The organism is Pseudomonas sp. MWU318 (genome assembly GCF_016756945.1).
Lineage (GTDB): Bacteria > Pseudomonadota > Gammaproteobacteria > Pseudomonadales > Pseudomonadaceae > Aquipseudomonas > Aquipseudomonas putida_A.
Genome location: NZ_JAESJL010000004.1, coordinates 384,622 through 404,410 on the forward strand (window position 1 = coordinate 384,622; position 19,789 = coordinate 404,410).

Below are 19,789 nucleotides of genomic sequence, written 5' to 3' on the forward strand. Positions count from 1 at the left end.
GTTATCTTGGGTCAGACGCTTAGAACGTCTGGCCGAGGGAGAATTGGAACACTTGAGTTTCAGCGTTATCCGGCTTCTTGACCGGCATCGCCAGAGCAAAACTCAGAGGACCCAGTGCGGTGACCCAGGTCACACCCACACCAACAGAACTGGCCATGTTGCTCAGGCTGATGTCGTTACACTTGGTGTTGGACGTCGAGCCATTTGCGTTGGTGGTGTCCTTGCACTGCGAATCGAAAACGTTACCCACGTCCCAGAATACCGAGGTACGCAAGGAGCGTTGATCCTTGACGAACGGCAGCGGGAACAGAACCTCGGCACCACCCTGGATCAGGACGTTACCACCGAACGGCAGCGGATCCTGGTCCGGGTCAACCGAAGTACCCGGGTTGGTACCACGACTCGGAGTACTGCGAGGACCCAGCGTGCTGTCCTTGAAACCGCGAACCGAGTTGAAACCACCAGCATAGTAGTTTTCATAGAACGGCAAGCCGTCGGTCGAACCATAGCCGTCGCCATAACCCAGCTCGGTGTGCAGACGCAGGGTGTAGTTCTCGGTGATCGGCTGGAACAACTGACCACGGTAGTCGAGTTTGTAGAACGACAGGTCGCTGCCTGGAATCGTGGTTTCCAGCGTCAGGCTCTGGGAACGGCCACGGGTCGGCAATACACCCTTGTTCAGGGTCGACTCGGACCAACCGGCCGATGCCTTGAAGTTCAGGTACTGATCGCCTTCCTTGTTAACGAAGTCGAAGATCTCGTCAACGGTGTACTGACCGGTCTTGATCTTGTCCTGCTGTGCGGACAGGCCGAAGGTCAGACGCGAAGTCTCGCTGATCGGATAGCCAACGTTGACGCCGGCACCCAGGCTGTCTACCGCATAGCTGGCTACGTCGATGTTGAGATCTTTGTAGTCGGTGGTGCGATAGAACGCGTTGTAACCCAAGCTCACGCCATCGGCGGTCCAGTAGGGGTCAACGTAGCCGAAGTTGTAACGGCTCTGGTATTCACTGCGGGTCAGGCCCACGCTCACACGGTTACCGGTACCCAGGAAGTTGTTCTGGGTGATCGAACCACCGAGGATCAGACCGGCGCTCTGGGCGAAACCGACGCTGGCGGTGATCGAACCGGAAGCCTGCTCCTCAACGGCGTAGTTCACGTCAACCTGGTCGTCGACACCCGGAACAGCCGGCGTCTCGACGTTCACTTCTTTAAAGAAGCCCAGACGTTCAAGACGGGTCTTGGACTGGTCGATCAGGTAGGTCGAAGCCCAGCCACCCTCCATCTGGCGCATTTCACGACGCAGCACTTCGTCCTCGGACTTGGTGTTGCCACGGAAGTTGATGCGGTTGACGTAGGCGCGCTTGCCTGGATCGACGGCGAACAGGATGTCCACAGTATGATCGTCGTCATGCGGCTGAGGTATGCCATTGACGTTGGCGAAGGTGTAACCCTCGTTACCCAGACGGCGAGTGATCAGTTCGGAGGTGGTGGTCATCAGCTTGCGCGAGAACACCTGGCCTTTCTGCACCAGCAACAGCGACTTGACCTGGTCCTCAGGCACTTTCAGGTCACCGCTGAGCTTGACGTCACGAACGGTGTACTTCTCGCCTTCGGTGATGTTGACGGTGATGTAGACGTGCTTCTTGTCCGGGGTGATGGACACCTGGGTCGAAGCGATATCCATGTTGATGTAGCCACGATCCAGATAGTAGGAACGCAGGCGCTCCAGGTCACCGGAGAGTTTTTCACGGGCGTACTTGTCGTCGTTCTTGAAGAACGACAGCCAGTTGGTGGTTTTCAGCTCGAACAGGTCGATCAGATCGTCATCAGGGAAGACCGTGTTACCCACCACGTTGATGTGCTGGATGGCCGCCACGGTGCCTTCGTTGATTTTCACTTTCAGCGCAACACGGTTACGCGGCTGCGAAACCACTTCGGTATCGACAGTCGCCGAGTAACGGCCCTGGGCAACGTACTGACGTTGCAACTCGTTACGGACACCTTCGAGGGTGGCGCGCTGGAAGATCTCGCCTTCGGACAGACCGGATTGCTTCAGGCCTTTCATCAGGTCTTCGGTAGAGATCGCCTTGTTGCCTTCGATCTCGATACTCGCGACCGACGGACGTTCGACGACCGTGATCACCAGAACGTTGCCTTCGCGGCCCAGCTGGATATCTTGAAAGAAACCGGTTTTGAACAACGCACGAGTGGATTCCACCAGGCGACGATCATCCGCCTGCTCGCCGACGTTCAACGGCAAGGCACCAAAGACGCTACCCGCGGAGACCCGCTGGAGGCCATTGACGCGAATATCAGAGATAGTGAAGGACTCGGCGTGAACTTCGGCGATCATCAATACGGTGAGAACCGCAGTTAGCAGCAGACGTTTCATGAAGTCCTTTCTTATTCCAACTGGCAATAAACAAACTGCCGCAAAATGCGGCAGATTCGCAATTCAGCGAAGCTTTACAGTCGACCCAGATCATTGACCAGAGCAAGCAACATCACTCCGACCACCAAACTGATACCGATCTGCACCCCCCAACCTTGCACCCGATCCGACAAGGGGCGACCACGCACCCACTCAATCAGATAAAACAACAAATGCCCCCCATCCAGTACAGGAATGGGCAGCAAATTCAGAACCCCCAGGCTAATACTCAGATAAGCAAGGAAATTCAGGAAATCAGCAACGCCCGACTGGGCAGAAGCGCCCGCCACTTTAGCAATGGTTATCGGCCCACTCAAGTTTTTTACCGAGAGCTCGCCAAACAGCATTTTCTTCAGTGAGTCCAGCGTCAGGATGCTCATGGTCCAGGTACGCCGGGCACCCTCGCCAATCGCGGCCAACGGGCCATAACTGACCTCGCGGATCATTTCCGGCGGCCAGTCCACAGCTTTCACGCCAGCACCCAGATAACCGCTCGGCGCCTTGCTTTCGCCACGCGCAGCCAGGGTCACCGGGACGTTGATTTGAGCACCGTCGCGCTCGACGCGCAGCAAGATTTTGGTATCAGGACGCGTACGAACGGTATCGACCACTTGCTGCCAGTCACCCAGCGCCTGGCCATCGAGCGCCAACAGGCGGTCGCCGGTTTTCAGACCAGCGGCTTGCGCCGGACCTTTTGGATCGAGCTCGGCCAGCACCGGCGGCAAGGCCGGGCGCCATGGGCGAATACCCAGTGAGCGAATCGGATCAGGCTCATCGGCGCCTTTGAGCCAATGATCCAGCGCCAGCTCACGGGGCGTGTCCGCGGTAGAGCCCTGCTCGCGCACGAGCAATTGCAGGGAACCGCTTTCCCCAAGACGACGGACCAACTGCAAATTGACGGCCGCCCAGCCGGAAGTCGGCTCGCCATCGATGGCGACGATTTCCTGACCGGCACTCAAACCGGCCTTGGCCGCGATGCTGCCGGACTCGACGGCACCGATGACCGGACGGATCTGCTCACTGCCGAGCATCGCCAGCACCCAGAAAAACACCAGGGCCAGCAGGAAGTTGGCGATCGGTCCCGCCGCGACAATGGCGATGCGCTGGCGAACCGATTTGCGATTGAAGGATTGATGAAGCTGATCGGCCGGTACTTCGCCCTCACGCTCATCGAGCATTTTGACGTAGCCACCCAGCGGAATCGCGGCGACGACAAACTCGGTACCCTGCTTGTCGTGCCAGCGCAGCAAGGGCATGCCGAAGCCCACGGAGAAACGCAAAACCTTGACGCCACAGCGACGCGCGACCCAGAAGTGGCCGAATTCGTGAAAGGTGACCAGCACACCCAAAGCGATCAGGGTGCCGGCAATCATATAGAGCGCGCTCATCTACTTTCTCCGCAATCCTGTTCAGTGCCGCGTGAAGCCATGGTTCTGCAACGGCTATCGGCCGTGACGATCAAGCCATTGTTCGGCCAGAATCCGCGCTTTCGCGTCTGCGGTAAACACCGCATCCAGATCCTCAAGCGCAACCACTGGCTCAAGGTTCAGCACGTCCTCGATGATACTCGCGATTTCCAGATAGCCAACGCGTCCGTCGAGAAACGCCGCGACTGCCACTTCGTTGGCCGCATTGAGCATGGCCGGCGCACTGTTGCCAGCCTCCGCCGCCTGCCGCGCCAGGCGCAGACAAGGGAAGCGCTGTTCGTCCGGTGCCTCGAAATCCAGGCGCGCAACGGCAAACAGATCCAACGGTGCCACACCCGAGTCGATCCGCTCAGGCCAGGCCAATGCGTTGGCAATCGGCGTGCGCATGTCAGGGTTGCCCAACTGCGCCAATACCGAGCCATCCACATAGTCGACCAGCGAGTGAATCACACTCTGCGGATGAATCACCACCTCCACCTGCGATGGCTTGGCATCGAACAGCCAGCAGGCCTCGATCAACTCCAACCCCTTGTTCATCATGCTGGCCGAGTCCACCGAGATCTTGCGACCCATCGACCAGTTCGGGTGCGCACACGCCTGATCAGGCGAAACATGCGCCAGCTCGCTCATCGGCGTCTGACGGAAAGGACCGCCCGAAGCCGTCAGCAAAATCCGTCGCACGCCGACCGCACCCAGCCCGCGGGCAAAATCCTGCGGCATGCACTGGAAGATCGCGTTGTGCTCGCTGTCGATCGGCAGCAACACCGAACCGCTCTTGTGCACGGCCTGCATGAACAGCGCGCCGGACATCACCAGCGCTTCTTTGTTGGCCAGAAGGATTTTCTTCCCGGCCTCTACCGCTGCCAGGGTCGGGCGCAGGCCCGCGGCACCGACGATGGCGGCCATCACGGCATCGACTTCGGGCGCGGAGGCGACCTGGCACAGCCCCTCCTCCCCGACCAATACGCGAGTGGACAGGCCGGCAGCCCGCAGGTCGTCCTGCAAACCGCGCGCCGCCGCCACTTCCGGCACCACCGCAAACTGCGGCACATGACGGATGCACAAGGCCAGCAACTCGGTCAGGCGCGTGAAACCACTCAGGGCGAAAACCTGATAACGCTCGGGATGTCGAGCGATGACGTCAAGGGTGCTCAGACCGATCGAGCCGGTGGCCCCCAGAACGGTAATCTGTTGCGGGCGGCTCACGGTGCAGCCATCCACAGCAATACGGCAAAAATCGGGATCGCAGCCGTCAGGCTGTCGATGCGATCAAGCACACCGCCATGACCGGGCAGCAGGTTGCTGCTGTCCTTGATGCCGGACTGACGCTTGAACATGCTTTCGGTGAGGTCGCCCACCACCGAAATGAATACGATCAATGCAGCGCCGACCAGCCCCTTGAGCAGCTCAGCCACCGTCCAGTCGCGAACCAGGCCGACGATCGCGGTGATCACCAGACTCAGCGCCAGGCCACCATAAACGCCTTCCCAACTTTTACCCGGGCTGACTTGTGGCGCCAGCTTGCGCTTGCCGAAAGCACGGCCGGAGAAGTAAGCACCGATGTCGGCCCCCCAAACCAGCACCATCACCGCCATGATCAGCCAGTTACCCAGTGGGTACTGCTTGATCTGCACCAGCCCTTGCCAGGCTGGCAGCAGGATCAGCAAGCCGATCACCAGTTTGGTGGCCGCCGTGGACCAGTGCTCGCTCGAGCGCGGGTACGTCAGCACCAGATACGTCGCCACTGCCCACCACAACACCGAAGCGCCCAACACCCAAGGGGCGAGGCCCGGCAGGACGTACATGACGAACAGCATCAGCGCGACGACAGCGGCAAAGCCGACACGGAACGACTGCGCGGTAAATCCGGCCAGACGCGCCCATTCCCAGGCGCCCAGGCTTACGACCAGACCGATGAACAGCGCAAAACCGGAGCCTTCGAGCAGGAAAAACCCGCACAAAGCAATCGGCAGCAGGATCAGCGCAGTGATGATTCGTTGTTTAAGCATTAAACCCGGGCTCCAGCTTCGACCTGTTCGCTCGTTTTACCGAAGCGACGCTGGCGCGAAGCGAAATCGGCCAGCGCGGTGCGCATGGCTTCGTGTTTGAAGTCCGGCCAGAACAGGTCGGAGAAGTACAACTCGGCGTACGCCAGTTGCCACAGCAGGAAGTTGCTGATGCGGTGCTCGCCACCGGTGCGGATGCACAGGTCCGGCAACGGCAGGTCGCCGGTGGCCAGACAGGTCTGCAGCAGATCCGGAGTGATGTCTTCCGGACGCAGATGCCCGGCCTGGACTTCACGCGCCAGACGCTGCGCCGCCTGGGCAATATCCCACTGACCGCCGTAGTTGGCGGCGATCTGCAGGATGAAGCGGTTGGCACCGGCGGTCATGGCTTCCGCTTCACGCATCGCGGCCTGAAGCTCAGGATGGAAACGCGAGCGATCGCCAATAATGCGCAAGCTGATGTTGTTGTCGTTGAGACGCTTGGCCTCACGACGCAGCGCCTTGAAGAACAGATCCATCAAGGCACTGACTTCATCGGCCGGGCGTTGCCAGTTTTCACTGGAAAAGGCGAACAAGGTGAGCACTTCGACCTTGGCCTCGGCGCACACCTCGATTACCGCCCGCACGGCATCCACGCCGGCCTTATGCCCGGCGACACCCGGCATAAAGCGTTTTTTCGCCCAGCGATTATTGCCATCCATGATGATCGCGACATGGCGCGGCACCGCGGACGGCGCAGACTGCTTGGTCTTGTCCATTTAAAACTCGACCCTTATACGGCCATCAGGTCTTTTTCTTTCTCGTCCGTGGCCTTGGTGATCTGGGCCTCGAAGTCTTTGGTCAGCTTGTCGATATCAGCGGTGGCACGACGCTCTTCGTCTTCGCTGATTTCCTTATCCTTGACCAGTTTCTTCAGATCGCCCAGCGCATCACGACGGATATTGCGCACAGCAACACGCGCATCTTCGGCTGCTGCACGCGCCTGCTTGGTGAAGCCTTTACGGGTTTCTTCGGTCAGGGCCGGCATGGAGATCAGCAGCAGTTCACCCAGGTTGGTCGGGTTCAGGTTCAGACCGGCGCTCTGGATCGCTTTGTCGACGGCCGCCAGCATGTTGCGCTCGAAAGCGACGACTTGCAGGGTGCGGGAGTCTTTTACCGTGATGTTGGCCACTTGAGTGATGGAAGTGTCTGCGCCGTAGTACGGCACCATCACGCTGCCCAGGATGCTTGGGTGAGCCTTGCCAGTACGAATCTGACCGAATGCATGGGCCAGAGAGTCCAGGGATTTCTGCATGCGCTCTTGAGCGTCTTTCTTGATTTCGTTGATCATTGTTGACCTTCCTCGATCAGAGTGCCTTCAGCGCCGCCATGCACGATGTTCAGCAGGGCGCCAGGCTTGTTCATGTTGAATACGCGCAGCGGCATCTTGTGGTCGCGGCACAGGCAAATTGCTGTCAGATCCATTACACCCAGCTTGCGATCCAGAACTTCATCATAAGTCAGATGATCGAACTTCTCGGCATGCGGGTCTTTGAACGGGTCAGCGGTATAGACGCCATCGACCTTGGTCGCCTTCAGAACGACGTCGGCGTCGATCTCGATGGCACGCAGGCAGGCTGCCGAATCCGTGGTAAAGAACGGATTGCCGGTACCGGCGGCGAAAATCACCACGTCCTTGGAGTTCAGGTGGCGCATGGCTTTGCGGCGATCATAGTGATCGGTCACGCCAACCATGGAAATGGCCGACATCACGATGGCCGAGATATTGGCACGCTCCAGCGCATCACGCATGGCCAGGGCGTTCATCACAGTGGCCAGCATGCCCATGTGGTCACCTGTCACCCGATCCATGCCAGCCTTGCTCAAGGCCTCGCCACGGAACAGGTTGCCACCGCCGATCACCAGACCGACCTGTACGCCGATGCCGACCAGTTGGCCGACTTCCAGCGCCATCCGATCCAGCACTTTCGGATCGATCCCGAACTCTTCCGAGCCCATCAGGGCCTCGCCGCTAAGCTTGAGTAGAATGCGTTTATAGCGAGCCTGATAACCACTGCCCTGCTGAGCCATTGCCAATCTCTCCTGCGGCGTATTTAAAAAATTCTGTGCAAGCTGTTTTACAGCTGCCGTTCACTCTAGCTTGGCGCTGCTTCAGCGCCATCGGAACCTGGCTTTGTAAGTCAGTTCCCAGTGGAAACCAATTAAAAATTGGTAACCCCATCTGAAAAGAGGCTGCGCGCGTGAGCGGGCAGCCTCTTTCGGGCGACAGTTGAAAAACCGTCTTATTGCTTGGCGGCAGCCAGCTGGGCAGCAACTTCTTCAGCGAAGTTGTCGACCGGCTTCTCGATGCCTTCGCCTACTTTGAAGTAGGTGAAGGAAACGATTTCTGCGCCGCCTTTCTTGGCCAGCTCGCCAACCTTGATTTCAGGGTTCTTGACGAACGCCTGCTCAACCAGGCTTGCTTCTGCCAGGAACTTGCTGATACGGCCTTTGACCATGTTCTCAACAATGTTTTCTGGCTTGCCTTTGATCTTCTCTTCGTTCAGCTGCAGGAACACAGCTTTTTCACGCTCGATCGCTTCAGCCGAAACCTGCGAAGGCAGCAGGAACTCAGGGTTGCTGGCAGCTACGTGCATCGCGATGTCTTTGGCCAGCTCGACGTCACCGCCTTTCAGAGCCACAACAACACCGATCTTGTTGCCGTGCAGGTAGGAACCTACAACGTCACCTTCGATACGGGTCAGACGACGGATGTTGACGTTCTCGCCTACTTTGGCAACCAGAGCTTCGCGAGCAGCTTCTTGCGAAGCGATCAGCGGAGCAGCGTCGGTCAGCTTGTCAGCGAAAGCCTTTTCAACGCTGGCAGCGACGAAGTTTTTGAAGTCGTCTTGCAGAGCCAGGAAGTCGGTCTGCGAGTTCACTTCCAGGATAACGGCAGCCTTACCGTCGTCCTTGATTGCGATTGCGCCTTCAGCGGCAACGTTGCCAGCCTTTTTCGCAGCCTTGATCGCGCCCGAAGCACGCATGTCATCAATGGCTTTTTCGATGTCGCCGTCAGCCTTTTCCAGGGCTTTCTTGCAGTCCATCATGCCTTCGCCGGTACGCTCGCGCAGTTCTTTAACCAACGCTGCAGTAATTGCTGCCATTTTCAAATTCCTCTTGGATAGGTTTTCAACCATTCCACCCGATCGAACGGGCGTTCAATTCTTCCCGAAACACCTTGTAGCTGCTGCACGTTACAAATGCAGGAGGTGCGCTGCCACAAGTGGGCGCCAACAAACGGTTTTCGAGGTGGCAAAAAGGGGGCCAAGCCCCCTTTTTGCTTACTGAGTCAACGCCAGGGCGTCGATTACTCAGCTGCAGCCTGAGTTTCTTCAGCTGCGAATTCAACAGTGCCGCCAGCAACATTGTTGCGACCACGGATCACTGCGTCAGCCATCGAACCCATGTACAGCTGGATAGCGCGGATTGCGTCATCGTTGCCTGGGATGATGTAGTCAACGCCTTCCGGGCTGCTGTTGGTATCGACAACGCCGATGACCGGGATGCCCAGCTTGTTGGCTTCGGTGATCGCGATGCGCTCGTGGTCAACGTCGATCACGAACAGTGCGTCTGGCAGACCGCCCATGTCCTTGATGCCGCCCAGCGAACGATCCAGCTTTTCCAGGTCACGGGAGCGCATCAGCGCTTCTTTCTTGGTCAGCTTGGCGAAAGTACCGTCTTCGGCTTGAACTTCAAGGTCACGCAGACGCTTGATGGAAGCACGAATGGTTTTGAAGTTGGTCAGCATGCCGCCCAACCAGCGGTGATCGACGTACGGCGAACCGCAACGTGCTGCTTCTTCAGCAACGATCTTGCCAGCGGAACGCTTGGTGCCGACGAACAGAATCTTGTTTTTGCCCTGGGCCAGACGCTCTACGAAAGTCAGAGCTTCGTTGAACATTGGCAGGGTTTTTTCAAGGTTGATGATGTGAATCTTGTTACGCGCGCCGAAAATGTACTTACCCATTTTCGGATTCCAGTAACGGGTTTGGTGACCGAAGTGCACACCGGCCTTCAGCATATCGCGCATGTTGACTTGGGACATGATAGTTCCTTAATAAGTCGGGTTTGGCCTCCACGTATCCCAATGACCAACCAGTGGCATAAAGCCAAAAGCACCCAGGTCATCGTGTCGACACGTGTGTGGATTTAAGCTTTTCGGGGTATCCCCGGAAAGCGGCGCATTTTATACCACAGGGTGCGCAGAAACGGAACCCGGAATCTGTAATCGCACCAGGGACATGGGCGCAGCCCCCTTGGAATCGCCTTCAGACACACCATTGTATAGAGAGAGACGATGCACGCAGGCGCGGATTTGCGCCTTTCGTCTGTTAGAATCGGGTTTTTCAGGGTCGCAAAACGCACACCTGCCACCCTATCCGTATCAGCAAGCGCCGCCGAGCGCAGAGAGAGCCTGTATGACCGTCAACCTCAAAACCCCCGAGGACATCGCTGGCATGCGTGTCGCCGGCAAACTGGCCGCCGATGTGCTGGAAATGATTGCCGAACACGTCAAACCGGGCGTGACCACCGATCAACTGAACCAGATCTGCCACGACTACATCGTCAACGTGCAGCAGGCCATCCCTGCCCCGCTCAACTACAAGGGCTACCCGAAGTCGATCTGCACCTCGATCAATCACGTGGTCTGCCACGGCATCCCGAATGACAAGCCGCTGAAGAATGGCGACACGCTGAACATCGACGTCACCGTGATCAAGGACGGCTACCACGGCGACACCAGCCGCATGTTCCACGTCGGCGAAGTGCCGGTCTGGGCCGAACGCCTGTCGCAGGTCACTCAGGAATGCATGTACAAGGCGATCGAAATCGTCAAACCTGGCTGCCGCCTCGGCGACATCGGTGAAATCATCCAGAAGCACGCGGAAAAGAACGGTTTCTCGGTGGTTCGCGAGTTCTGCGGCCACGGCATCGGCAAGGTGTTCCACGAAGAGCCGCAGATCCTGCATTACGGTCGCGCCGGCACCGGCATGGAACTGAAGGCCGGCATGACCTTCACCATCGAACCGATGATCAACCAGGGCAAGGCCGACACCAAGGTACTGGGCGACGGCTGGACCGCGATCACCAAGGACCGCAAGCTCTCGGCGCAGTGGGAACACACCCTGCTGGTGACCGACACTGGCTACGAGATTTTCACCCTGCGCACCGATGACACCATCCCGCGCGTCTCGGCCTGATCCCAAGAACGCTCCCAGCCTTATAGAAGGAAAGCCAATCGATGCCGCAGGTGGATCCCGAACTCTTCGACCGCGGCCAGTTCCAGGCTGAACTGGCCCTGAAAGCGAGTCCCATCGCGGCGTTCAAGAAGGCGATCCGCCAGGCGCGCGAGGTCCTCGACACGCGTTTTCGCAGCGGCCGCGACATCCGCCGACTGATCGAAGACCGTGCATGGTTCGTCGACAACATCCTGCAAAAAGCCTGGGAGCAGTTCAACTGGAGCGAAGACGCCGATATCGCGCTGGTCGCGGTCGGCGGCTACGGCCGGGGTGAGTTGCACCCCTATTCCGACATCGACCTGCTGATCCTGCTGGACAGCGCCGATCACGAAGTCTTCCGCGATTCCATCGAGCGTTTTCTGACGCTGCTGTGGGACATCGGCCTGGAAGTCGGTCAGAGCGTACGCTCGGTCGACGAATGCGCCGAAGAAGCCCGCGCCGACCTGACGGTGGTCACCAACCTGATGGAAAGCCGCACCATCTGCGGCCCCGAGCGCCTGCGCCAGCGCATGCTCGATGTCACCAGCACCGCGCACATGTGGCCGGCCAAGGAGTTTTTCCTGGCCAAACGCGCCGAGCAAAAGGCCCGTCACCACAAGTACAACGACACCGAATACAACCTGGAACCCAACGTCAAAGGCTCGCCCGGCGGCCTGCGGGACATCCAGACGATTTTGTGGGTGGCCCGGCGTCAGTACGGCACCCTGAACCTGCGCGCCCTCGCCGGTGAAGGTTTCCTGGTCGAGAGCGAAAACGCCCTGTTGGCGTCGTCCCAGGAATTCCTCTGGAAAGTGCGTTACGCCCTGCACATGCTCGCCGGGCGCTCGGAAGACCGCCTATTGTTCGATCATCAACGGACCATCGCCGGCCTGCTCGGTTTTGAAGGCGACGACGCCAAACAGGCCGTCGAAAACTTCATGCAGCAGTACTTCCGCGTGGTCATGAGCATCGCCCAGCTCAGCGACCTGATCATCCAGCACTTCGAGGAAGTGATCCTCGCCCCGGAAGACGAAGCACCGCCGCAGCCGATCAACTCGCGCTTCCAGTTGCACGACGGCTACATCGAAGCACGCAACGACAACGTATTCCGCCGCACGCCGTTCGCCATGCTCGAGATCTTCGTGCTGATGGCCCAGCAACCGGAAATCAAAGGCGTGCGCGCTGACACCATTCGTCTGCTGCGCGAGAACCGGCACCTGATCGACGACAACTTCCGCAACGATATCCGCAACACCAGCCTGTTCATCGAGCTGTTCAAGTGCAAGATCGGCGTGCACCGCAACCTGCGCCGGATGAACCGCTACGGCATCCTCGGGCGCTATCTGCCGGAGTTCGGCTTCATCGTCGGGCAGATGCAGCACGACCTGTTCCACATCTATACGGTCGATGCGCACACGCTGAACCTGATCAAGCACCTGCGTAAGTTGCAGTACACCCAGGTGTCGGAAAAATTCCCGTTGGCCGCCAAGCTCATGGCTAAACTGCCCAAGCCTGAACTGATCTACATGGCCGGTCTGTACCACGACATCGGCAAGGGCCGGCATGGCGATCACTCGGACATCGGCGCAGTCGATGCCGAAGCGTTCTGCCAGCGCCATCAGTTGCCCCTGTGGGACAGCCGCCTGATCGTCTGGCTGGTGCAGAACCATCTGGTGATGTCGACCACCGCGCAGCGCAAGGATCTGTCCGATCCGCAGGTGATCCACGACTTCGCGCAGATCGTCAGCGACGAGACCCGTCTGGACTACTTGTATGTGCTGACCGTGGCCGACATCAACGCCACCAACCCGACCCTATGGAATTCGTGGCGCGCCAGCCTGCTGCGCCAGCTCTACACCGAGACCAAACGCGCTCTGCGCCGTGGCCTGGAAAATCCGGTGGATCGCGAAGAGCAGATCCGCCAGACCCAGAGTGCGGCGCTGGACATCCTCGTGCGCGGCGGCACCGATCCGGACGACGTCGAGCAGTTGTGGGCGCAGTTGGGCGATGACTATTTCCTGCGTCACACCGCCGGCGACGTGGCCTGGCACAGTGACGCGATCCTGCAGCAGCCGGCCGATGGCGGTCCGCTGGTGCTGATCAAGGAAACCACCCAGCGCGAGTTCGAAGGTGGCACGCAGATCTTCATCTACGCCCCGGACCAGCACGATTTCTTCGCCGTGACCGTGGCCGCGATGGACCAGCTCAACCTGAACATTCACGACGCGCGGGTCATCACTTCGAGCAGCCAGTTCACCCTCGACACCTACATCGTGCTCGACACCGACGGCGACTCGATCGGCGACAACCCGACCCGGGTCAAACAGATTCGCGACGGCCTGACCGAAGCGCTGCGCAATCCTGACGATTACCCGACAATCATCCAGCGCCGGGTGCCGCGCCAACTCAAGCACTTCGCCTTCGCGCCGCAGGTGACAATCCATAACGACGCCCAGCGTCCGGTGACGGTGCTGGAACTGACGGCACCGGATCGCCCGGGCCTGCTGGCGCGGATCGGCGGGATCTTCCTCGAGTTCGACCTGTCGCTGCAGAACGCCAAGATTGCGACCCTGGGCGAACGCGTAGAAGACGTGTTCTTCATCACCGACGCCCACAACCAGCCGCTCTCCGACCCGCTGCTGTGCAGTCGCCTGCAGGACGCAATCGTCGAACAACTGAGCGTCAATCAGGAACCGGATATCAAGCTTTCGCGCATCAGTATTTGAATTAACAAACTATCCCTGTGGAGGCAGATATAGCTGCCCGGGGCTTTTGTGGTGAGGGGACTTATCCCCGATGGGTTGCGAAGCGGCCCCAAAAACCTGCAATCGCGGTGTATCCGCTACACCGCACGCGATGGTTTTGCGACTGCTGCGCAGCCGATCGGGGATAAATCCCCTCGCCACGGAGTTCTCTCCACATTGAACGAGGCCCCCATGAACAACGCTCTGAACCAGCTCCAGCCCTACCCGTTCGAAAAACTCCGCGCCCTGCTCGGCACGGTCACGCCGAACCCGGACAAACGCCCGATCGCCCTGTCGATCGGCGAGCCGAAACATCGCTCGCCAAGCTTTGTCGCCGAAGCGCTGGCGAACAATCTGGATCAGATGGCGGTGTACCCGACCACCCTCGGCATCCCGGCCCTGCGCGAAGCCATCGCCGGCTGGTGCGAACGTCGCTTTGGCGTGCCGAGCGGCTGGATTGATCCGGCGCGCAATGTGCTGCCGGTCAACGGTACCCGCGAAGCGCTGTTCGCCTTCACCCAGACCGTGGTCAACCGTGGCGACGATGCACTGGTGGTCAGCCCGAACCCGTTCTATCAGATCTACGAAGGCGCAGCGTTCCTCGCCGGGGCCAAGCCGCACTACCTGCCATGCCTGGACGAAAACGGCTTCAACCCGGACTTCGACGCCGTGTCACCGGACATCTGGAAACGCTGCCAGATCCTGTTTCTGTGCTCGCCAGGCAACCCGACCGGCGCACTGATCCCGGTTGATGTACTGAAAAAACTCATCGCCCTGGCCGACGAATACGACTTCGTGATCGCCGCCGACGAGTGCTACAGCGAACTGTACTTCGACGAACAGACCCCGCCGCCGGGCCTGCTCAGCGCCTGCGTCGAACTCGGCCGCAAGGACTTCAAGCGTTGCGTGGTGTTCCACAGCCTGTCCAAGCGCTCCAACCTGCCGGGCCTGCGCTCCGGGTTCGTCGCCGGTGACGCGGATATCCTCAAGGGTTTCCTGCTGTACCGCACCTACCACGGTTGCGCGATGCCGGTGCAAACCCAACTGGCCAGCGTTGCCGCGTGGAATGACGAAGTGCATGTGCGTGCCAACCGTGCGCTGTACCGCGAGAAGTTCGACGCAGTGCTGGCAATTCTCAGCCCGGTGATGGACGTACAGCGTCCGGACGGCAGCTTCTACCTCTGGCCAAACGTGGCCGGTGACGATGCCGCATTCTGCCGGGACCTGTTCGAGCAGGAGCATGTGACCGTGGTGCCAGGCTCGTATCTGTCGCGCGAGGTAGACGGCGTAAATCCGGGCGCCGGGCGCGTGCGCATGGCACTGGTTGCGCCTTTGGCTGAATGTGTGGAAGCTGCAGAACGGATCCGTAACTTCATCACCCGCCAACACTGAGTTGTTAATATCCGTGCCAGTCATCTGGCACGGATATACCCTTCAAGTTACATTCAAAACCACTTTACGACTGCTCCAGACACTGCCCGAAGATTAATCTTGCGCAGTGGTTTTTTGCATGCGCAAAAAAACCAAAAAAACATATCAAGGAAGAGCCTTCATGGACAATCCAACTTCGGAACACAAAAAGAAAATCATTGCCGCCTCCGAAAAATGGCCACCTTATATCAGTTTGATTTTGAGTTCGTTGAATCGCGCCTTTACCGTGCCAGTTCTGTTGGCACGGTAACCCGCCATGAAATCGTACACATATCCAATTTACCTGCTCAGACACAGCAACTAGCATCCTTCATTCAAAGCGACTTTCCGGGAACAAAAAGCAACCCGAGAAGTTACATATGACGAATGAAAACATGGATGTTCGGTTATGCACTCAACCCGGCTTCAGCCAAACAAAAAAACCGAAACCACACGCACCTCCCGCAACATCAAATGCACTTCGGAGGTTCAGTAAAATGTGGGCTAAAAACAATCCGGCAAAATTCTGGACTCCCGGCAGCACTCTCCGCATCGCCTTCCTCAACGGCACGCAGGAATTCAAGGACGCGACCATTGCCGCTGCCAGCAACTGGTTGCCGCACATCAACTTGAAATTCGATTTCGTTGAAGGTGAAGTGGGCGACATCCGCATACTCAGTCAGGAAGGAACGTTTTCCTCCCGGATAGGTACGGATGCTCTGCTACATCCCGATGAGCCGACCATGACACTGTGGCCGCATCCGAGTCTGCCACGTTACTTCGCAGCCAATGTCATGCATGAGTTCGGTCACATGCTGGGCGCGGAGCATGAACAGACCAATCCCACGGCAGATATTCCCTGGGACAAGCCAGCCATCTATGCACAATTTGGAATCACCGCCGATCCGGAAGAAGACGACTCCCAGGCCAGCGTGACGCGCAAACGCCTGCACGACTGGTACTTTGACCGCGGCAATCCCGACGAAAGCATTTATTCGGAATACGATCCAAAGTCGATCATGCACTATCGCATCAGCCAGTCCTGGACCACCGGTGACTTCCAGCTCTTCATCAATCTGGATCTCAGCGAACAGGACAAAATCTTCATGGCGAACGCTTATCCCTGCCCCGCGAGTGAGTGAGCGCATCAGGTCCGTGTCGGGCTATTTGACCTGCCCCAGATTCGCCTCACTCAAATCGAGCTCACCCAGTACCTCGCGCAACACGTCATCACCGATCTGGTGCTGACGGCTGAGGCTATACAGCTCCAGGCGCTGCGCCCGCAACGCCTTCAAGCGCAAACGGCGTTCCAGCAGATCCATCTGGAACGCCAGCGCCTGGGCTTCGGCCGAATCATTGAACACGTCGAGCTGATGACGATACTCGGACATGATCCGCGCCTTGAGTTCCGCCGAGAGTGCGGCCTGCGCCGCATCCTGCGGGCCGACCTCTTCGGTTTCCAGCGCATGGATCGCCGCCTCGGCGGTCTTGCGCCAGGCGTCGCGCACTTCCTGACGACGTTTGTCGTCCGGGCTTTTCTCGATGCCACGCAGCAGCAACGGCAGGGCGATGCAGGCGCAAATAAGCGACAACAGAATCACCCCGGCGGCGATGAAAATCAGCAGATCACGCTCGGGGAACGCCTCGCTACCCATCAACATCGGCACCGACATCACACCGGCCAGCGTCACCGCCCCGCGCACTCCGCCGACAGTCAGCAACCAGCAGGATCGCGCGGTCGGCACTTGCGTCAGGTCGCCCTTGCCGCGCAGCCGTCGCAGCAGTACCGACAGGCGCCAGATGCTCTGTACCCAGATAAAGCGCAACAGCACCAGCGCGAGGAAAATCGCCACCACGTCGAGGCCGCGATACATCAGCGTCGGCCACAACGTCGGCTCGTGGCTGACCACCGCTTTGATGATGTCCGGCAATTGCAGGCCCAGCAGCAGAAAGATCAGACCGTTGAAGGCAAATTCGAGCAATGACCAGACGCTGCGATTGAGCAGCCGGGTGCTGGTCTGCCGCGGCAGCAGATCGAGCCAGCTCTGCATCATCCCCGCCGCCACCGCCGAAAGAATCCCCGAGGCACCCAGTCGCTCGGCCAATACATAAGCGGCGAACGGCAGCAGCAACATGAACACCACGTGGGTGGCCGGATCGTCCCAGCCCCGGGCAATCATCCACGCGCGCAAGCGCCCGACCAGCCAGCTCAGCGCGACGCCGACGGCCAAGCCCCCGACCGCCACCAGCACGAAAGTCAGGCTGGCATTGGCCAGCGAGAACACCCCGGTTACCGCCGCCACCAAGGCAAACTTGAACGTCACCAGACCCGAGGCATCATTCATCAGCGCCTCGCCTTGCAGGATGTGCATCAGCGGTGTCGGCAAGCGGTTCTGCGAGATCGCCGAGACCGCCACGGCATCGGTCGGCGAGAGCACGGCGGCCAGCGCGAAGGCCACCGGCAGCGGAATACTCGGCAACAGCCAGTGAATGAAGTACCCGGCGCCGACCACGGTGAACAGCACCAGGCCAACCGCCAGCGTCAGGATCGGCCCGCGCAGATGCCAGAACTCGCGTTTGGGCATGCGCCAACCGTCGGAAAACAGCAGCGGCGGCAGGAACAGAAACAGGAACAATTCGGGGTCCAGCGCGACGTGCAGGCCCAGTGTCGGCCAGGCCAGCAAAGCACCGGCGGCGATTTGCACGAGAGGCAGCGGCAGCGGGATGACCCGTCCGACCAGCCGCGAAACGCTGACCAGCATCAGCAGGATCAGGACGGTATAAGCGGTTTGCATAAAGCGGAAATCTCAGACAATCGACAGCGTTGAACTGCCATATTAGCCGCTTAGGATGCGTCTGGCGTTTGCACCTATGTCGCACTGCCCTATGTAGGAGCTGCGGCACGCTGCGATCTTTTGACGTTTAAAAACAAAATCAACAGATCGCAGCCTCGTTTCACTCGACAGCTTCTACAGGGATTTGTGCAGGGTAATGAAGCCGGGCGCCCGAAACGCTTTGGTCATGGCATAATCCGACACCATTTTTTTCCAGCACCTGTAAAGGGGGCGATTCCTTGACCGTTTCAAGTAAAACGTTGCACCTTTTCGGCATCAAAGCCTGCGACACCATGAAGAAGGCGCGCACCTGGCTCGATGAACACGCTGTCAGCTACGACTTCCACGACTACAAAACCGCCGGTATCGACCGTGAGCACCTGACCCAATGGTGTGACGAGCACGGCTGGCAAACGGTGTTGAACCGTGCAGGCACGACCTTTCGCAAACTCGACGACGAACGTAAAGCCGATCTCGACCAGTCGAAAGCCATCGAACTGATGCTCGCTCAACCCTCGATGATCAAGCGCCCGGTGCTCGATCTCGGTGACCGAACCCTGATTGGCTTCAAGCCAGACATCTACGCGGCCGCACTCAAGTAAGCAGCCCGTCACTTATTGCTAGAGGTATTCACATGTCCAACTCTCTGTTCAGCATCGCCTTTGGTGTCGGCACGCAAAACCGTCAAGGCGCCTGGCTGGAAGTGTTCTACGCTCAGCCACTGCTCAACCCGTCGGCCGAACTGGTCGCCGCTGTTGCGCCGATCCTCGGCTACACCGAAGGCAACCAGGCCATCACCTTCACCACCGCGCAGGCGGCGCAACTGGCTGAAGCGGTCAAAGGCATCGACGCCGTTCAAGGCAAGCTGCTGACCCGTCTGGCCGAGAGCCACAAGCCACTGGTCGCCACCCTGCTGGCCGAAGACGCACAGCTGACCTCGACGCCAGAGGCGTACCTCAAGCTGCACCTGCTGTCGCATCGCCTGGTCAAGCCGCACGGCGTAAGCCTGGCCGGGATCTTCCCGCTGCTGCCAAACGTGGCCTGGACCAGCCAGGGTGCGATCGACCTGAGCGAACTGGCCGAGATGCAACTCGAAGCGCGTCTGCGTGGCGAGCTGCTGGAAGTGTTCTCGGTGGACAAGTTCCCGAAAATGACCGACTACGTGGTGCCGGCCGGTGTGCGTATCGCTGATGCGGCACGTCTGCGTCTGGGTGCGTACGTGGGCGAAGGCACCACTGTGATGCACGAAGGCTTCATCAACTTCAACGCCGGCACCGAAGGCCCGGGCATGATCGAAGGCCGCGTTTCCGCTGGCGTCTTCGTCGGCAAGGGTTCGGACCTGGGCGGCGGCTGCTCGACCATGGGTACTTTGTCGGGCGGCGGCAACATCGTGATCAAGGTTGGCGAAGGCTGCCTGATCGGCGCCAACGCCGGTATCGGTATTCCGTTGGGCGACCGCAACACCGTCGAGTCGGGCCTGTACGTGACCGCCGGCACCAAAGTCGCGCTGCTGGACGAGCACAACAACCTGGTCAAGGTGGTGAAGGCGCGTGAACTGGCTGGTCAGACCGACCTGCTGTTCCGTCGCAATTCGGAAACCGGTGCCGTGGAGTGCAAAACCCACAAATCGGCGATCGAGCTGAACGAAGCGCTGCACGCTCACAACTAAGTGC

17 protein-coding genes are annotated in these 19,789 nt (G+C 59.2%); 7 read left to right on the forward strand and 10 right to left on the reverse strand.

Annotated elements, in window-relative coordinates:
• Positions 1 to 19: 19 nt before the first annotated feature.
• The 9 genes from bamA to rpsB all read right to left on the reverse strand — a co-directional run bounded on the left by bamA (position 20) and on the right by rpsB (position 9,954).
• Positions 20 to 2,395, reverse strand: a complete 2,376-nt coding sequence (gene bamA / locus JN524_RS12850; protein WP_202369572.1) for an outer membrane protein assembly factor BamA — start codon at positions 2,393 to 2,395, stop codon at positions 20 to 22.
• Between the two features lie 74 nt (positions 2,396 to 2,469).
• Entirely contained in the window at positions 2,470 to 3,822 is a 1,353-nt protein-coding gene (gene rseP, locus JN524_RS12855; protein ID WP_202369573.1) for a sigma E protease regulator RseP, read from the reverse strand.
• Positions 3,823 to 3,876: 54 nt separating this feature from the next.
• Entirely contained in the window at positions 3,877 to 5,067 is a 1,191-nt protein-coding gene (gene ispC / locus JN524_RS12860) for a 1-deoxy-D-xylulose-5-phosphate reductoisomerase (RefSeq protein WP_202369574.1), read from the reverse strand.
• On the reverse strand, positions 5,064 to 5,870 hold the full coding sequence (locus tag JN524_RS12865) for a phosphatidate cytidylyltransferase (protein ID WP_108181818.1): 807 nt from the start codon (positions 5,868 to 5,870) through the stop codon (positions 5,064 to 5,066). The genes ispC and JN524_RS12865 overlap by 4 nt, the downstream gene beginning before the upstream one ends.
• Positions 5,870 to 6,625: a polyprenyl diphosphate synthase gene (uppS, locus tag JN524_RS12870; RefSeq protein ID WP_003222128.1), complete on the reverse strand. Its 756-nt coding sequence runs from the start codon at positions 6,623 to 6,625 to the stop codon at positions 5,870 to 5,872. The genes JN524_RS12865 and uppS overlap by 1 nt, the downstream gene beginning before the upstream one ends.
• A 14-nt stretch (positions 6,626 to 6,639) precedes the next feature.
• Positions 6,640 to 7,197: a ribosome recycling factor gene (frr, locus tag JN524_RS12875; RefSeq protein WP_003222127.1), complete on the reverse strand. Its 558-nt coding sequence runs from the start codon at positions 7,195 to 7,197 to the stop codon at positions 6,640 to 6,642.
• Positions 7,194 to 7,937 carry a UMP kinase gene (gene pyrH, locus JN524_RS12880; RefSeq protein ID WP_003222124.1) on the reverse strand — a complete coding sequence of 248 codons (744 nt, stop codon included), beginning with the start codon at positions 7,935 to 7,937 and terminating at the stop codon, positions 7,194 to 7,196. The genes frr and pyrH overlap by 4 nt, the downstream gene beginning before the upstream one ends.
• Before the next feature lie 212 nt (positions 7,938 to 8,149).
• A complete protein-coding gene (gene tsf, locus JN524_RS12885; protein ID WP_003222121.1) occupies positions 8,150 to 9,013 on the reverse strand; it encodes a translation elongation factor Ts in 864 nt (287 codons plus the stop codon).
• A gap of 203 nt (positions 9,014 to 9,216) precedes the next feature.
• On the reverse strand, positions 9,217 to 9,954 hold the full coding sequence (gene rpsB / locus JN524_RS12890) for a 30S ribosomal protein S2 (protein WP_003222119.1): 738 nt from the start codon (positions 9,952 to 9,954) through the stop codon (positions 9,217 to 9,219).
• Positions 9,955 to 10,327: 373 nt separating this feature from the next.
• Between rpsB and map the strand changes: the two genes are divergently transcribed.
• From map to JN524_RS12910, 5 genes are all read left to right on the forward strand, one after another.
• Entirely contained in the window at positions 10,328 to 11,110 is a 783-nt protein-coding gene (gene map, locus JN524_RS12895; RefSeq protein WP_202369575.1) for a type I methionyl aminopeptidase, read from the forward strand.
• 41 nt (positions 11,111 to 11,151) lie between these two features.
• Positions 11,152 to 13,854 carry a [protein-PII] uridylyltransferase gene (locus JN524_RS12900; RefSeq protein ID WP_202369576.1) on the forward strand — a complete coding sequence of 901 codons (2,703 nt, stop codon included), beginning with the start codon at positions 11,152 to 11,154 and terminating at the stop codon, positions 13,852 to 13,854.
• 210 nt (positions 13,855 to 14,064) lie between these two features.
• The gene (gene dapC / locus JN524_RS12905; RefSeq protein ID WP_202369577.1) at positions 14,065 to 15,264 is read left to right on the forward strand and encodes a succinyldiaminopimelate transaminase; all 1,200 of its coding nucleotides are present in this window, start codon (positions 14,065 to 14,067) and stop codon (positions 15,262 to 15,264) included.
• Positions 15,265 to 15,424: 160 nt separating this feature from the next.
• A complete protein-coding gene (locus tag JN524_RS27335; protein WP_272929679.1) occupies positions 15,425 to 15,553 on the forward strand; it encodes a hypothetical protein in 129 nt (42 codons plus the stop codon).
• 226 nt (positions 15,554 to 15,779) lie between these two features.
• Entirely contained in the window at positions 15,780 to 16,424 is a 645-nt protein-coding gene (locus JN524_RS12910) for a hypothetical protein (RefSeq protein WP_202369578.1), read from the forward strand.
• A gap of 21 nt (positions 16,425 to 16,445) precedes the next feature.
• Here JN524_RS12910 and JN524_RS12915 read toward each other — a convergent pair whose 3' ends face one another.
• Positions 16,446 to 18,077 carry a Na+/H+ antiporter gene (locus JN524_RS12915; RefSeq protein ID WP_202369579.1) on the reverse strand — a complete coding sequence of 544 codons (1,632 nt, stop codon included), beginning with the start codon at positions 18,075 to 18,077 and terminating at the stop codon, positions 16,446 to 16,448.
• A gap of 278 nt (positions 18,078 to 18,355) precedes the next feature.
• Between JN524_RS12915 and JN524_RS12920 the strand changes: the two genes are divergently transcribed.
• Positions 18,356 to 18,718: an ArsC family reductase gene (locus tag JN524_RS12920; RefSeq protein WP_003222107.1), complete on the forward strand. Its 363-nt coding sequence runs from the start codon at positions 18,356 to 18,358 to the stop codon at positions 18,716 to 18,718.
• A gap of 32 nt (positions 18,719 to 18,750) precedes the next feature.
• The gene (gene dapD / locus JN524_RS12925) at positions 18,751 to 19,785 is read left to right on the forward strand and encodes a 2,3,4,5-tetrahydropyridine-2,6-dicarboxylate N-succinyltransferase (protein ID WP_003222105.1); all 1,035 of its coding nucleotides are present in this window, start codon (positions 18,751 to 18,753) and stop codon (positions 19,783 to 19,785) included.
• The last annotated feature ends 4 nt before the right edge of the window (positions 19,786 to 19,789 follow it).

Coding starts and splice junctions, on each gene's coding strand:
- bamA (WP_202369572.1), bottom strand. CDS start 2,395: ATGAAACGTCTGCTGCTAACTGCGGTTCTCACCGTATTGATGATCGCC.
- rseP (WP_202369573.1), bottom strand. CDS start 3,822: ATGAGCGCGCTCTATATGATTGCCGGCACCCTGATCGCTTTGGGTGTG.
- JN524_RS12865 (WP_108181818.1), bottom strand. CDS start 5,870: ATGCTTAAACAACGAATCATCACTGCGCTGATCCTGCTGCCGATTGCT.
- uppS (WP_003222128.1), bottom strand. CDS start 6,625: ATGGACAAGACCAAGCAGTCTGCGCCGTCCGCGGTGCCGCGCCATGTC.
- frr (WP_003222127.1), bottom strand. CDS start 7,197: ATGATCAACGAAATCAAGAAAGACGCTCAAGAGCGCATGCAGAAATCC.
- pyrH (WP_003222124.1), bottom strand. CDS start 7,937: ATGGCTCAGCAGGGCAGTGGTTATCAGGCTCGCTATAAACGCATTCTA.
- tsf (WP_003222121.1), bottom strand. CDS start 9,013: ATGGCAGCAATTACTGCAGCGTTGGTTAAAGAACTGCGCGAGCGTACC.
- rpsB (WP_003222119.1), bottom strand. CDS start 9,954: ATGTCCCAAGTCAACATGCGCGATATGCTGAAGGCCGGTGTGCACTTC.
- map (WP_202369575.1), top strand. CDS start 10,328: ATGACCGTCAACCTCAAAACCCCCGAGGACATCGCTGGCATGCGTGTC.
- JN524_RS12900 (WP_202369576.1), top strand. CDS start 11,152: ATGCCGCAGGTGGATCCCGAACTCTTCGACCGCGGCCAGTTCCAGGCT.
- dapC (WP_202369577.1), top strand. CDS start 14,065: ATGAACAACGCTCTGAACCAGCTCCAGCCCTACCCGTTCGAAAAACTC.
- JN524_RS27335 (WP_272929679.1), top strand. CDS start 15,425: ATGGACAATCCAACTTCGGAACACAAAAAGAAAATCATTGCCGCCTCC.
- JN524_RS12910 (WP_202369578.1), top strand. CDS start 15,780: ATGTGGGCTAAAAACAATCCGGCAAAATTCTGGACTCCCGGCAGCACT.
- JN524_RS12915 (WP_202369579.1), bottom strand. CDS start 18,077: ATGCAAACCGCTTATACCGTCCTGATCCTGCTGATGCTGGTCAGCGTT.
- dapD (WP_003222105.1), top strand. CDS start 18,751: ATGTCCAACTCTCTGTTCAGCATCGCCTTTGGTGTCGGCACGCAAAAC.